This is a genomic window from Microbacterium pollutisoli, assembly GCF_053586795.1.
Genome location: NZ_JBNYWT010000003.1, coordinates 62,123 through 76,168 on the forward strand (window position 1 = coordinate 62,123; position 14,046 = coordinate 76,168).

14 protein-coding genes are annotated in these 14,046 nt (G+C 72.3%); 10 read left to right on the plus strand and 4 right to left on the minus strand.

The window, feature by feature from the left end; genetic code table 11:
* Positions 1 to 86: 86 nt before the first annotated feature.
* From ACQ143_RS08180 to ACQ143_RS08190, 3 genes are read left to right on the plus strand one after another with little or no spacing between them, the layout of a single operon-like run.
* Positions 87 to 671: a toxin gene (locus ACQ143_RS08180; RefSeq protein ID WP_449570200.1), complete on the plus strand. Its 585-nt coding sequence runs from the start codon at positions 87 to 89 to the stop codon at positions 669 to 671.
* A complete protein-coding gene (locus ACQ143_RS08185) occupies positions 668 to 964 on the plus strand; it encodes a GNAT family N-acetyltransferase (protein WP_449570201.1) in 297 nt (98 codons plus the stop codon). Before ACQ143_RS08180 ends, ACQ143_RS08185 begins: the two co-directional genes overlap by 4 nt.
* Positions 965 to 1,003: 39 nt before the next feature.
* The gene (locus ACQ143_RS08190; protein WP_449570202.1) at positions 1,004 to 1,291 is read left to right on the plus strand and encodes a DUF2277 domain-containing protein; all 288 of its coding nucleotides are present in this window, start codon (positions 1,004 to 1,006) and stop codon (positions 1,289 to 1,291) included.
* Between the two features lie 13 nt (positions 1,292 to 1,304).
* Here ACQ143_RS08190 and ACQ143_RS08195 read toward each other — a convergent pair whose 3' ends face one another.
* Positions 1,305 to 2,051, minus strand: a complete 747-nt coding sequence (locus ACQ143_RS08195) for an alpha/beta fold hydrolase (RefSeq protein WP_449570203.1) — start codon at positions 2,049 to 2,051, stop codon at positions 1,305 to 1,307.
* A gap of 106 nt (positions 2,052 to 2,157) precedes the next feature.
* Between ACQ143_RS08195 and ACQ143_RS08200 the strand changes: the two genes are divergently transcribed.
* Together ACQ143_RS08200 and ACQ143_RS08205 are read left to right on the plus strand one after the other, a co-directional pair.
* The gene (locus ACQ143_RS08200) at positions 2,158 to 3,306 is read left to right on the plus strand and encodes an exonuclease SbcCD subunit D (RefSeq protein ID WP_449570204.1); all 1,149 of its coding nucleotides are present in this window, start codon (positions 2,158 to 2,160) and stop codon (positions 3,304 to 3,306) included.
* Positions 3,303 to 6,308, plus strand: a complete 3,006-nt coding sequence (locus ACQ143_RS08205) for an AAA family ATPase (protein WP_449570205.1) — start codon at positions 3,303 to 3,305, stop codon at positions 6,306 to 6,308. The genes ACQ143_RS08200 and ACQ143_RS08205 overlap by 4 nt, the downstream gene beginning before the upstream one ends.
* Before the next feature lie 17 nt (positions 6,309 to 6,325).
* Here ACQ143_RS08205 and ACQ143_RS08210 read toward each other — a convergent pair whose 3' ends face one another.
* Entirely contained in the window at positions 6,326 to 6,985 is a 660-nt protein-coding gene (locus ACQ143_RS08210) for a response regulator transcription factor (protein WP_449570206.1), read from the minus strand.
* Positions 6,986 to 6,989: 4 nt separating this feature from the next.
* Entirely contained in the window at positions 6,990 to 8,492 is a 1,503-nt protein-coding gene (locus ACQ143_RS08215; RefSeq protein ID WP_449570207.1) for a sensor histidine kinase, read from the minus strand.
* A gap of 104 nt (positions 8,493 to 8,596) precedes the next feature.
* Between ACQ143_RS08215 and ACQ143_RS08220 the strand changes: the two genes are divergently transcribed.
* The 5 genes from ACQ143_RS08220 to ACQ143_RS08240 all read left to right on the plus strand — a co-directional run bounded on the left by ACQ143_RS08220 (position 8,597) and on the right by ACQ143_RS08240 (position 11,893).
* Complete coding sequence (locus tag ACQ143_RS08220; protein WP_449570208.1) at positions 8,597 to 9,718, plus strand: phosphotransferase family protein; 1,122 nt, start codon at positions 8,597 to 8,599, stop codon at positions 9,716 to 9,718.
* A 92-nt stretch (positions 9,719 to 9,810) separates the two neighbouring features.
* Positions 9,811 to 10,326, plus strand: a complete 516-nt coding sequence (locus ACQ143_RS08225; protein ID WP_449570209.1) for a hypothetical protein — start codon at positions 9,811 to 9,813, stop codon at positions 10,324 to 10,326.
* A gap of 165 nt (positions 10,327 to 10,491) precedes the next feature.
* Positions 10,492 to 10,980 carry a hypothetical protein gene (locus ACQ143_RS08230; protein WP_449570210.1) on the plus strand — a complete coding sequence of 163 codons (489 nt, stop codon included), beginning with the start codon at positions 10,492 to 10,494 and terminating at the stop codon, positions 10,978 to 10,980.
* Positions 10,981 to 11,060: 80 nt separating this feature from the next.
* Positions 11,061 to 11,237 carry a hypothetical protein gene (locus tag ACQ143_RS08235; RefSeq protein WP_449570211.1) on the plus strand — a complete coding sequence of 59 codons (177 nt, stop codon included), beginning with the start codon at positions 11,061 to 11,063 and terminating at the stop codon, positions 11,235 to 11,237.
* A 68-nt stretch (positions 11,238 to 11,305) separates the two neighbouring features.
* Entirely contained in the window at positions 11,306 to 11,893 is a 588-nt protein-coding gene (locus ACQ143_RS08240; RefSeq protein ID WP_449570212.1) for a hypothetical protein, read from the plus strand.
* Positions 11,894 to 11,918: 25 nt separating this feature from the next.
* Here ACQ143_RS08240 and ACQ143_RS08245 read toward each other — a convergent pair whose 3' ends face one another.
* Complete coding sequence (locus ACQ143_RS08245; RefSeq protein WP_449570213.1) at positions 11,919 to 14,015, minus strand: NAD(+) synthase; 2,097 nt, start codon at positions 14,013 to 14,015, stop codon at positions 11,919 to 11,921.
* Positions 14,016 to 14,046: the final 31 nt, after the last annotated feature.

Genomic DNA, 14,046 nt, shown 5'->3' on the forward strand with positions numbered 1-14,046 from the left:
CACGGATGCCGGCGTCACAACGTGACGAAAAATGACAGAGTGCACAGTGGCGCCCGCAGGGCGGGCCCGCCGGAGATAATCGACGGATGTCTCTCGATCCCGCGGCCGCCCGCCGCATCCGCATCGTCGGCACCTCCGGGTCGGGCAAGACGCATCTGGCCAGTCAGGCCGCCCGCACGCTCGGTGTCGCGCACCTCGAACTGGACAGTGTCTTCTGGGATGCCGGGTGGACGCGCCGCGACCCCGACCAGGCCCGTGAGATCGTGCGCCGCTTCGCCGCCGGAAACCCCGACGGCTGGGTCGCCGACGGCAACTGGACCAGCCTGCTGGCGGGCCTGCTCGACCCCGGCACGGCCGGCGGTGCGGACGCGATGGTGTGGATCGACCATCCCCGCCGCGTCGTGATGTGGCGCGTGATCACACGGACGCTGCGCCGTGGCATCCACCATGAGGAGCTGTGGCACGGCAACCGCGAGCGTCCCTCGTCGTGGCTGCGCTGGGACCCCGAGGAGAACATCGTCCGATGGGCGTGGACGTCCTACCCGCGGGTGCGCGAGCGCATGCTCGCCCGCATCGCGGCGGGCGAGAGGATCATCCGCCTGCGCGGGCAGCGCGAGGTCGACGCGTGGCTGGCCTCGCTGGCCGAAAACCGACGTAGCGTGGAGGGATGACCGACTTCATCTTCGCGAATCAGCCCGATGCCTCGCGATACACGCTGCACCGCGGCGACGACCTCGTCAGCGTGCTCGACTATCGCGACGACGGCCGCACGGTGGCGTTGACCCGTGCGTACACGGTGCCCACCTTCCGCGGCCACGGCTATGCCGGCGAGATCGTCGCGCGTGCCGTCGCCGACATCGCCGAGCGCGGCGACCGGGTCGTGAGCCCGGTGTGCTGGTACGTGGCCGACTGGTTCGCCGAGCACCCCGAATACGGCGACCTGCTGGCCCGTCGCGCCGGCTGACACCTGTCGCCCGGCGGCGCCGCGACGTACCGTGTGGGCATGTGCCGCAACATCCACACTCTCCACAACTTCGAACCGGCCGCGACCGACGACGAGGTCCACGCCGCCGCCCTGCAGTACGTGCGCAAGATCGCCGGGACCACCAAGCCGTCGAAGGCCAACCAGGCCGCCTTCGACCGCGCCGTCGCCGAGGTCGCGCACGTCACCCGGCACCTCCTCGACGACCTCGTCGCCGTCTCCCCGCCGAAGAACCGCGAGGAGGAAGCTGCCAAGGCCCGCGCCCGCGCCGAGAAGTCCGGCCGCTACGCCCCGCGCCTGGCATCCTGACGGCCGGCTGACCTCACTGTTGCGGCCGGCGCTCGGCCGCGAACGCGCGCAGCAGGCCGGCCGCGGGCCCGGCATCCCGGATCATCGTCTCGTGCCCGTGTCCGTCGATCTCGGCCAGATGTCCGTCGGCGACGGTGCGGGCGATCTGGTCGCACCACTCGCGCGGGGCGACGATGTCGTTCTCCCCGCGGACGACGAGGGTGGGCACGGTCACCCGGTCGAGGATCCGCTCGGGCCGGTGCACCAGCATGGCCCGCAGCTTCGCCCGCAGATGCGGACCGGCGCGCAGGTATTCGCGGCCCCCGCGCACGATCACCTTCGGGCTCTCCACCGCGATGTCTCGCAGCAGACGCCACAGCTGGGCCCGCGCGGAGCGCGCGGCCGGGTCGCCGGACGGCCCGAGCAGGGCGATCCGGGCGACGACGTCGGGATGCCGCACGGCGACCTCGAGCACGATCTGCGCGCCCATGGAGTGCCCCACCAGCACGACCGGACGAGTCGTGTGCGCGCGCAGGTAGGCGGCGACGAGGTCGGCGGTGCGCTCCATCGTCAGGACCCGTTCCGGTTCGGGCGCCGCGCCGTAGCCCGGCAGGTCGAACGTGACCACCTCGGCGGCGTCGTCGAGGTGGTCGATGAGGTCGCCGAACACGCCGCGGCCCATGCCGATGCCGTGGACCAGCACGAAGGTCGGGCTGCCGGTGCCGTGGCGCTCCGCCAGCAGCGTCGCACCCCCGAACGAGAAGGCCTGGATCGCAGTCACGCCTCCGAGCGTAGAGGGTGACGTCGGACCCGTCGGCTGTGGCGCGATGCGGGCCATCCCCGGTGGGCCTCACGGCGATGTCGGCGGCCGAACATACCGTGGAGACATGCGGATCCTGCACACCTCCGACTGGCACATCGGGCGCACCTTCCACGGGCACGCCACCCTCGATGCGCTGCGCGGCGTGCTCGACGCGCTCGTCACGCAGGTGCGCGACCGTGAGGTCGACGTCGTCATCGTGGCCGGTGACGTCTTCGACTCCGCCACCCCCGCCGCGGCCTGCTACACGCTGCTGACGGACACCCTCCGGGCCCTGGCCGACACCGGCGCGCAGGTCATCGTCACCAGCGGCAACCACGACTCCGCCGCCCGCCTCGGCTTCCAGGCCGGTCTGCTGCGCGAGGGCATCCACGTGCTCACCGACCCGCACGCGATCGGCCAGCCCATCACCGTCTCCGACGCGCACGGCCCGGTCCACTTCTACGGCATCCCGTACCTCGAACCGGCGCTGCTGCGTCACGTGTGGCCCGACGTGCGCACCCAGCACGCCGCGCTCACCCAGGCGATGGGTCTCGTGCGCGCCGATCTCGCCGCACGTGGAGGCCGCTCGGTCGCCATCGCGCACTGCTTCGCGGCGGGCGTCGAGCCCACGCCCCATCTCGAACGCGACATCCAGCAGGGTGGCCTCGACGTCGTGCCGCTGGCGGCGTTCGAGGGCGTCGACTACATGGCGCTGGGGCACATCCACGGGCGGCAGGAGCTCGCCCCGGCCATCCGCTACGCCGGGGCGCCGTTGCATTACACGTTCGGCGAGGGCGACAAGCCCCGCGGTGCGTGGCTGGTCGAGTTGGATGCCACGGGCTTCGCCACCGCCGACTGGGTCGAACTCCCCGTCCCGCGGCGCCTGGTCACTCTGCGCGGCCCGTTCGACGAACTGCTCACGGACGAGCGTCACACCGCGGCCGAGGACGCCTGGGTGAACGTCGAATACACCGATGCGCTGCCGCAGCGCGATGCCATGCGCCGCCTGCAGGAGCGCTTCGCGTATTGCGCGAAGGTGGCGCACACCCCGGCCGTCGCCCCCGCGCGCGACGACAGCACGTACGTCGCGCGCGTGCGCGCCGCGACCGACGACCGCGACCTGGTCGACACCTTCCTCCGCCACGTGCGGGAGGGCGAAGGTGCCGACGAGCGCGAAGCCGAGCTGATCGCCGAGGTGTTCGCCGAGCGCACCCGTGCGGAGGCGGCGGTATGAAGCTCCACCGCCTCGAACTCACCGGGTTCGGGCCGTTCCTCGACACCCAGGTGGTCGATTTCGACGCGTTCGACGCCGACGGGGTGTTCCTCATCTCCGGGCGCACCGGTGCGGGCAAGTCCAGCATCCTCGACGGGGTCAACTTCGCGCTCTACGGATCGGTGCCGCGCTACGACACGGGCGAGCGGCGTCTGCGCAGCGACCACTGCCACCCCGGCGACCCGACCGAGGTGCGGCTGGAGTTCACGACCGGTGACACCCGCTGGCGGGTCACCCGCGCGCCCGAGTACGAACGGCCGGCCAAACGCGGCGACAAGCTCACGACCGAGCCGCCGCGCGCCGTGCTCGAAGAATGGGTGGACGGCCAGTGGACCGGCCGGGCGGCGAAGCCGCGCGACGTGGGCGTCGAGCTCGACGCGATCCTGGGGCTGAACGCGCAGCAGTTCCAGCAGGTGATCCTGCTCGCACAGAACAAGTTCTCGCGCTTCCTGCTGGCGGCCAACGACGAACGTCAGGCGCTGCTGCGCACACTGTTCGGCACGCGCCGGTTCGAGCAGTACAAGGAGGAGCTCGAGCAGCGGCGCCGCGACGCGCAGAAGCAGCTCGACACCGCCGGGGAGCACGCCCGCACGCTGCTCGACATGGCCGAGAAGCTCGTCGATGCCCACGCGCTCGGCGGCGAGGAGGAGCCCCCGGCCGATCTGCCCGGCCGCCGCGAGGCGGCGGCGCGCGCCGCGCAGCGCGCCGACTACCGGGTCGAAGCACGCTCGGCGGAGCGTACGCAGGCCGACACCGCGGCCCAGGCCGCCGCCGCCGCACACCAGGCGCTCGTCGACCGTGCCCGCCGGGTCGCCGAACGCACCGCCGCACGGGAGCGTGTCGCCGAGCTCGAGGCCCAGGCTCCCGCACGCGAGACCGACCGGGTGCGGCTGACGCAGGCGGGCGCCGCAGAGGCGCTGCGCGCCCCCCTCGAGGCCGCCGCCCGCAGCGAAGCGGCCCTGGCCGACGCGGTGGCGGTACGGGCCGGTGCCGCGCAGGCGTGGCTCGACCAGGGCGGTGCCGCCGACGACGATCTGGAGCAGATCTTCGACGAGCTCACCGGCGACCTGGCGCGATGGCACGCCGCCGGCGAGCGGGAGAGCGAGCTCACCACCGTGCGGGCCGAGCTCGAGGAATGCCGCCGCCGCGAAGCCGAGGCGCGTGACACCGTGGCGGCGCTCGATGAGCAGCTGGCGCTCATCCCGGACGAACGCGCGCGCCGCGAGGCCGAGCGCGCGGCCGCAGCCGACACGGCCGCGCGGCACGACGCCGTGCGTCAGCAGTGCGATCTGCTCGCCGCCCGCCGCGACGCGGCCCGGGAGGTCGCCCGGCTCGGACCCGAGGTGGAGGCCGCCGAAGCCGCGTACCTCGCCGCGACCACCGCCGCCGCGGACGCGGCGGCCGCCGTGACCGGCCTGCTGCAGCGGCGGCTCGCCGGCTACGCGGGGGAGCTCGCGCAGCGCCTTGTCGAGGGGGAGCCGTGCGAGGTGTGCGGGTCGGTCGCCCACCCGCATCCGGCCGCCGCGGCCGACGATCCCGTCACCGACGACGACCTCGCCGCCGCCGAGCAGACACGCGACCGGGCCACGGCGGCCGAAGCCGACGCCGCCGAGACCGCCCGCACGCTCCGTGAGCGTCGGGCCGCGGCGCAGGCGCGGAGGGGTGACGTGCCGGACGCGGAGGACGGCGATGTCGAGGCGCACCTGGGGGCCCGGCTCGCCGAGGCCGAAGCGGACCTCGCGGCGGTGACCGCGGCCATCGCGACCGCCGAGCGTCTCGCCGCCGAGTTGCGCGAGCTCGATGCGCTGGCCGCCACCGCGCGCGCCGAGCGCGAACAGCAGGCGGAGAGACTGACCGGGCACACCCAGCGCCGCATCGCACTCGAAACCACGGAGCAGACCCTCGAGAACGAGGTCGCCGAGGCGCGCGGCGCACACGCGACGGTGGCCGACCGGGTGGCCGAGGCGACCCTGCGTCGCGACCGTGCGCGCAGCCTGCGTGAAGCCGAGCGCGCCGTGGCCGACCGTGAGCGTGCCCGCACCGAGGCCGTCGCCGACCGCGACGACCGCATCGCGGCCTCCCCGTTCGCCGGTGTCGCCGAGGTGCGCGCCGCACTGCTCGACGACACCGAACGGGCCGCGCTGCAGACCCGCGTCGACGAGCACGCCGCGGCCATGAGCGCCGCCCGCGCACGACTGCTCGAACTCGAACTCGACGCGGACGACGACGTCACCGCCGACGAACTGGCCGCCGCCGAGCAGGCCGCCGCCGACGCCGACCGGGCCCGCAGCGCGGCCATCGGTGCCCTGCGCGACGCGGAGAACGTCGCCGCACGGCTGCGCGAGCTGCTCATCCAGGTCGACGACGCCTACGCCGCCGTGGCCGCCCAGGCCGAGGAGACGGCCGCGGTCACCCGCCTTGCCGACACCGTCGCCGGTCGCGCCCCGAACACCAAGAAGATGGACCTCGAGACGTTCGTGCTGGCCGCCGAGCTCGAAGAGATCGTCGCCCAGGCCAACGTGCGGCTCAGCGAGATGTCGTCGGGGCGCTACACACTGCACCACTCCGACGCGCTCCAGGCACGTGGCCGTGCGTCCGGCCTGGGCATCGAGGTGCTCGATGCGCATACCGGCCGCCTGCGCTCGCCGCAGTCGCTGTCGGGCGGGGAGACCTTCCTGGCCTCGCTCGCGCTCGCGCTGGGCCTGGCCGAGGTCGTCACCGGCCGCGCCGGCGGTCTGCGGCTGGACACGCTGTTCATCGACGAGGGGTTCGGGTCACTCGACCCGGAGACCCTGGAACTGGCGATGCGCACCCTCGACGATCTGCGGGTGGGCGGGCGCACCGTCGGGGTCATCAGCCACGTGGAGGCGATGAAAGAGCAGCTCCCCGCACAGCTGGTGGTCTCCGCGACCCCCGAGGGTCCGAGCGTCATCGCGCAGGACCTCCCGGCGATGGTCGGCTGACGGCGACCGCCGGGGCCTCACACCATCTTGTAGCCGACGCCGCGCACCGTCTCGATCCGACCCGATCCCAGCTTGCCGCGCAGGTAGCCCACGTACACGTCGACGACGTTGGAGCCGGGATCGAAGTCGTACCCCCACACCCGGCTGAGCAGCTGCTCGCGGCTGAGCACCTGTCCGGCGTGGCGGATGAACTCCTCGGCCAGGGCGAACTCGCGGGCAGACAGCTCCACCGCCCGGTCGCTCACCCGGGCTTCGCGCGTGCGGATGTCGAGGGAGATGTCGCGGTGGCTGAGCGTCGCCAGCGCCCCGGTGTCGTCGTCCCGGCGCATCCGCACCCGGATACGTGCCAGCAGCTCGTCGAAGCGGAACGGCTTGCCGAGGTAATCGTCGGCACCGCCCTCGAGGCCGGCCACCGTGTCGTGCAGCTCGACGCGCGCGGTGAGCATGATCACCGGCATCCGCGAACCACTGCCGCGAAGCTGCTCGAGCACCTGGAAGCCGTCCATCCGCGGCATGTTGATGTCGAGCACGAGCAGGTCGAACTCACCCGACTGCGCCAGGGCGAGCGCCTCGACGCCGTCGGCGGCGACGCGGGTGGCGAACCCTGCGGCTCGCAGCCCCTTGTCGATGAAGCCGGAGATCCGCGCTTCGTCCTCGGCGATCAGAATGGATGCCACGGGGTCACTCCTTCGAGGCGTCTGCCGGCATGGGCAGCGGGGGACGGGGCGGGATGGCGATGTCGGACAGGCCGGTGGCCGTCGGCGCGTCGGTGACGGCGCCCGGCAGCGTGATCGTGAACACGGCACCACCGCCGACGGCGTCGTCGACGCGTACCGAGCCGCCGTGCGCGCGGGCGATGACCTGGACGATGTTCAGCCCCAGGCCGCTGCCGTGCCCGGACTGGTCGGCGCGGTAGAACCGCTCGAACACCGCCTGTTTGCGCTCGTCCGGCACGCCCGGGCCGTGGTCGCGCACCCAGATCTCCAGATCACGGCCGCTCACGCGGCTGCCGATCTCGATGTCGCCGCCGCCGTGGGTCACCGCGTTCTGCGCGAGCTGCAACACCGCCTGGGTCACCCGATCGCTGTCGATGTCGGCGACGACGTCGGCGATCGCGCCGGCGGTGACCGCAGCGCCGGCGATCGCCCGCGCCTTGCGGATCACCTGGCGCAGCGTGTCACCGGCATCCACCGGTCGCGGGGTGATCGGAGACGGGCCGTGCAGTTTCGCGGCGTGGCCGAGGTCCTGGACGAGGTTGCCCATGCGGTCGAGCTCGTCGACCACGAGGTCGCGGGTCTCGGTGACATCACCGGGACTGGCGGGGTCCATCACCTCGAGATGGCCGCGGACGATGGTGATCGGCGTCTTGAGCTCGTGCCCGACGTCGCTGAGCAGCTGGCGCTGGGAGTCCAGCGCGGCGTCGAGCCGGTCGAGCATGTCGTTCATCGTCGCCGCCAGATCAGAGACATCGTCGTGCCCGTGGATGGGCAGGCGCTCCGACAGCGACTGCGCGGAGACGCGCTCGGCGGTCTGTCGCATCTGGCGCAGCGGGCGCAGCAGCCGGGTCGAGACGATGAGCGCGACCAGGGCGATGATCGCCAGCGCGATGGCGCCCGCGATCACATACGCCCGTGCGGGCGCGTTGATCTCGGCGAGCTCGGCGTTGATGTCGTAGACCATGGCGAACACGACGTGCTCGGCCTCGTCCCCGCCGGCCACCGCGATCGGGGCGGCGAGATACCGCCAGGCCGCATCGCCCTCGACGAACGTGCCGATGACGGGATCGCCGCCGGCGGACTGTTCCGCCACGTACCCGGCGAACGACGGCACCGACTGCAGATCGACGTCCAGGGGCACCCCCGGCACCAGGACCGCGCGCCCGTCGATGATGCCCAGCGCCCCGGTGTTGTCATCGGGGCTCATCCGCTGCACGACCGCTTTGAGCGCCTCGTCGGCGCCGGTCCACGTGCCCTCGCCGTCGGTGCCCTGCTGGACGAGGAACCGGCCCGACTCGAGGTTGTCCCGGAGCCGCTCGTCGATGCTCTCGAGGATGTTCGCGCGCTCGACGAAATACACCGAGGCGCCGACGATGATCAGGCCCAGCGCGGCGACGAGGGTGATCACCGCGACGATCCGCGTGCGCACCGAGATCGCCCAGCGGCGGCGGGTGCGCGAGGCGTCCATGGCCACAAGTATGGTCAACCGGAGGGGCGCGCGGAGGCCCGTGTAAGAGATGTCTCATCGTCGCGCCTGCCCGAACCCGGCCGGTTCGTGGTGGGATCGGACACGTGGACACCCCTTCTGCTCTGCCCGCCGACACCGAGGCACGCCTCATCGCCGACGCCCTCGACGTGCCACTGGAGGCGGTCACCCTGTTCTCGCGCGAGCCGCTCGGACCGGGCAGCGTCAGCGGATTCACGATCGCCGGCGACCCGCCCGTGCTCGCCTACGTCGACACGTCGCTGCACCGCGTGCCGCAGGAGACCGGAATGGTGCTCGGCGGCGAGGCGCGCGTGTGGATCCATCCCGCCGATCCGCACCTGCCGGCCCTGGCGCCGGCCGCGTTCGGGCACGCCGCCGAGGTGCTCCTGGGACGCGTGGGCATCACGGCGACCGGCGCACCCGAGATGGTCGGCTACCGGCCGGGTCGGCGCGCCGTACTGAAGGTGCCGACGGCGGAGGGCACCACCTGGGTCAAGGTCGTCCGGCCCCGGCGCATCGAGCGGGTCGTTCACGCGCACACCGCCCTGCGCGACCGGGGGCTGCCGGTGCCCGCCGTGCGCGGCTGGTCGCCTGAGGGCCTGCTCATCCTCGATCACGCCCCCGGCGTCGCCGCCACCGACGGAGGCTGGGTGCCGGAGGCCCTCATCGACGAAGTCGATCGGCTGCGTGCGCAGATCGCGTCGACCCGCATCGACGGCACCGCCCGCACGTCGCTCGCGACCCGGCTGCCCTGGTATGTCGACCGGCTGCGCGCCGCACGTCCCGACCGGGCCGACCTCATCGACCGGATCGCACAGCGCGCCGATGCCGAGATGACCCCGAGTGCGGCCGCGACCCAGACGATCCACGGCGACCTGCACCTCGGGCAGCTGTTCCTCGACGCCGACACCGGCGTCGTCACCGGACTGATCGACGTCGACACGGCCGGTACCGGCGACTCCGCCGACGACGCCGCGGCTTTCATCGGCCACGCGATCGCCAGTGCCGTGCTCACCGACGAGGGCGGGGATGCGGGAGCCGTGTGGGCGCTGGCAGATCAGGCGACCGCGCGATGGGCCGGCGAGCCCCGCACTCGCGCGCTGACCGCCGTGCATGTGCTCGGCCATGTGGTCGCCGCCGCCGAATCGGACGCGCAGGCCCGCGCCGACCGGCTGCTCGAGCGCGCGCGGGACCTCGTCGGAATCTAAGAGATCTCTCATCGGCGCCTTCATCGGCGCTTACCGCCCCTGATAAGAATGGATGCCAGACGACGAGACCCCCAGGACCGGAAGGAGCCGTGATGAACGCCAAGTGGATCACGTATTCGGTCTCGGGCGTCGTCGGCCTCGGGCTCCTGGCCGGAGGCGCCACCGCGGCGGCCGCGTCGATGGAACTGCGTACGACGGCGGGTGATGTGCTGCCGGGCGGCATCATCACCGGCAAGGACGGCGCCCTGCTCGATCGTCCGACCCTCCAGCTGAGGGTGACCGACACCTCGGTCACCGTCGTGTCGGCGCCTACCCCGGTGGCGCTGACCAGCGTGGCGTCGGCTGTCACCGCGGCGTCGGTTCCCGCTCCGGTGTCGGCGCCCAGTCCGGTGTCGGCGCCCAGTCCGGTGTCGGCCCCCGCCCCGGCGTCGGCTCCGAGCCCGGCATCCGCCCCCACCCCGGCCTCGGCTCCCAGCCCGGTGTCGGCCCCCACTCCGGTGTCGGCGCCCACCCCGGTGTCGCCCCCGACACCGGCATCACCGGCGACGCCCCCCAGCGCCGCATCCGCCGCCAGCTCCGGATCGGTCGTGTCGGCGAGCTCCTCCTGACCCCCCCCGCAGCGACGGGGCTCCTCCTGGGGAGCCCTGTCGCTGTGTGTCAGCGCGGCCGCCGAGGGTAAGAGATCACTCACGAACGTCTTCGAGGGGCCTTACCCCGGTTGATCAGACTGGAAACAGTAAGCCCCCCGGACGCCCGGACGAAAGGAATCAGAGATGAAGAAGAAGTGGATCGCTTACGGTGTCACCAGCCTCGTCGGGATCGGCGTGATCGCCGGCGGCGCGACCGCGGTCGCCCAGAGCATGGACCTGCGCACGACCGGCGGCGACGTCGTCCCCGGCAGCACCGTCACCGGCAAGCAGAGCACGCTTCTCGATGACTCCGCCGTCAAGCTGCGGGTCAGCGACACCTCGGTGTCGGTGGTCTCGGCGAACAGCCCCGCCGCACAGGTGAGCACGGTCTCGGCCGTTTCGACCCAGACCGCGGTGTCGGCTCCCAGCCCCGTCTCCGCCCCGAGCCCGGTGTCGGCGCCCAGCCCGGTGTCGGCTCCGAGCCCCGTTTCCGCCCCGAGCCCGGTCTCCGCGCCCAGCCCGGTGTCGGCCCCGAGCCCGGCATCGGCCCCCAGCCCGGCCAGCCCGGCGTCGCCGAACAGCCCCGCGTCGGCGAACTCGCCCGGTTCGGTCAACTCCGCGAACTCGAACTGACCGGATCGCGTGGAAGGGCCCCCGAAAGGGGGCCCTTTCGTGTGTGCCCCGGCGTCGGCGCCACACCGTAGGCTGGCGGAGTGAGCAAGAACACCCTCTGGACCATCCTTGCCGTCGTCGCTGCCATCGTGATCGCCTGGATCCTCGTCGACGTCGTGTTCAAGCTCGTCTGGTTCCTGGCCAAGATCCTGGTCGTGGCGGTGGTGGCCCTCGTCGTCTACGGCATCATCCGCCTAGTCATGCGCTCGTCCGATTGACACGGTCGGCGCTCTCCCGGCTCGGGGAGATCTGGGCCAGGATGGAGTCACGGACAAGGGAGCGTGACATGAGCCTGCAGAGCGTAGTCCTCGACACACCCGACGGAATCTCGGCACGACTGGGATGGGACCCCGCCACGACGGTGCATGATCGCCGTCGGATCCTCGCGAAGGAGCTGATCGCCGAACGGCTGGGCTGCGACGTGAAGGACATCTCCGTCGTCCGTGAGGAGCCCCGCGGGTTCGGTTATCACACGCAGCTCATCGCCTCGCGCGACGGCGTCGAGCTGCCGATCGCGATCAAGACCGCGAGCTACCGCGCTGCCACGATCGTCGCGATCTGCGATCCGGGCCTCCCGCTGGGCATCGACATCCGCGACCTGCACCCCGACGCGGACGAACTGCGCCGCATGCGCAAGCACTCGCATCTGCTCGACGAATCCAACGTGCCCGTGCTCGTGAAGCACTGGACGAACGCGCAGGCCGTCCTCGAGGCCGACGGGCGCAACAACCGTGTCGCCCCCGACCATGTGCGTCTGAACTCGACCCACACCAAGGGATGGATCCCCGACCGCTCCATGCAGTACGCGCTCGTCGACGCCTCGCGCGACGCGTGGGTCATCACCCTCGCCTACGGCCTCCTGCCCAAGGAGTAGCCGCGCCGCGCCACGCGCGGCGCGGTCACTCGGCGTACTCGGGCAGCGCGGCGTCGAGCTCGGCCAGCCACGCCCGCGCGTTGCCGTCGGACGGAGCGCGCCAGTCGCCGCGCGGGGACAGCGACCCCGCCGGCAGCACCTTGGGGCCGTTGGGGATGGCCGAGCGCTTGAACTGCGCGAAGCCGAAGTAGCGTTTCAGGAACACCCGCAGCCACCGCACGATCTCGGCGCGGTCGTAGCCGTACCGGTCGGCGTCGGGGAACCCGGGCGGCCAGGCACCGGCCTGCGGGTCGGCCCAGGCGTGCTCGGCGAGGAAGGCGATCTTCGACGGTCGCAGCCCGTAGCGCAGCACGTGGAACAGGGTGAAGTCGTGCAGCGCGTAGGGGCCGATGGTCTCCTCGGTCGACTGCACCTTGCCGTCCTGGCCCGCGGGCACCAGCTCAGGGCTGATCTCGGTGTCGAGCACCGACTGCAGCACCGCCTTCGCCTCGTCGCTGAGCGACGTGCCCGATTCGTCGGAGGCGCTGTGTGCGATGACCCACCGGATGAGGTGCTGGATCAGCGTCTTGGGCACGCCCGCGTTGACGGCGTAGTGGCTCATGTGGTCGCCGACGCCGTACGTCGCCCACCCCAGTGCGAGCTCGGACAGGTCGCTGGTGCCCACCACGAACCCGCCGTTCTGGTTGGCGAGGCGGAACAGGAAGTCGGTGCGGGCGCCGGCCTGCACGTTCTCGAACGTGACGTCGTACACCGGCTCGCCGTCCGCGAACGGGTGGCCGATGCCGGTGAGCAGCTCGGTCGCCATCGGCCGGATGTCGATCGTCGAGATCGTCGCTCCGATCGCCTCGGCCAGTCGGACCGCGTTCGACTTGGTGTGGTCGCTCGTGGCGAAGCCGGGCATCGTGTAGGCCAGGATGTCGCTGCGCGGCCGGCCCATGCGGTCCATCGCCCGCGCGACCACCAGCAGCGCATGGGTCGAGTCGAGGCCGCCGGAGACACCGATCACGGGCTTGGGCGCCCCGATCGCGCGCATGCGCTGCTCGAGCCCCGACACTTGGATGTTGAACGCCTCGTAGCAGTCCAGGTCGAGGCGTGCCAGGTCGTCGGGGACGAACGGGAACCGGTCGAGCGGGCGGCGCAGGCCGATGTCGGACGTCGGCGGTGTGAGAACGAACCCGACCGTGCGGAACTCGGCATCCACCGACTCGACGCGCACGTCGCGGGCGCGGCGGTTGTCGTCGAAGGTGCCCTGGCGCAGGCGGTCCTGCCGCAGCCGGTCCAGATCGACGTCGGCGGTCGACCGGCGCGGCCCCTCCGGGAAGCGCTCGGTCTCGGCCAGCAGGTTGCCGGTCTCGTAGATCATGGTCTGGCCGTCCCACGACACGTCGTTGGTGGACTCGCCCTGCCCTGCGGCGGCGTACACGTACGCGGCCAGACACCGCAGCGACTGCGACCGGCAGAGGTCCTTGCGGTCCTCGGCGCGGGCGACCGTGATGGGGCTGCCGGACAGGTTCACAAGCACGGTGGCACCGGCCAGCGCCGCGCGCGACGACGGCGGGATCGGCACCCACACGTCTTCGCACACCTCGGCGTGCACGGTCAGGCCCGGCACGTCGACGGCGTCGAACAGCAGGTCGGGGCCGAACGGGGCTGACAGCTCGCCGCGGTCGAACCACTGCCCGTGCGTGTCGTCGCCCGGGGCGTACCAGCGGCGCTCGTAGAACTCGCGGTAGGTGGGCACGTAGGACTTCGGCACGATGCCCAGCACCTCGCCGCGGTGGATCGCGACGGCGCAGTTGTAGAGCCGGGAGCCGTGACGCAGCGGCGCGCCCACGAACATCAGCGGCATCAGATCGGCCGTCTCCCGCGCGATCTGCAGCACCGCCTGTTCGACGGCGTCGAGCACCACGTCCTGCATGACGAGGTCCTCGATCGCATACCCGGTCAGGCACAGCTCGGGGAACACCGCCACCGCCACGGCATCGTCGTGGCACTCCCGGGCCGCCGTGACGACCGCCTGGGCGTTGGTCGTCGGGTCGGCGATCGCCACCGGGATCGTGCACGCCGCGACCCGCGCGAAACCGTGACGGTAGGCGCTGCCGAACTCGAAGGTGTCGCTCATCCCCTCAGTCTGTCAGGTGACCGACGCCGGC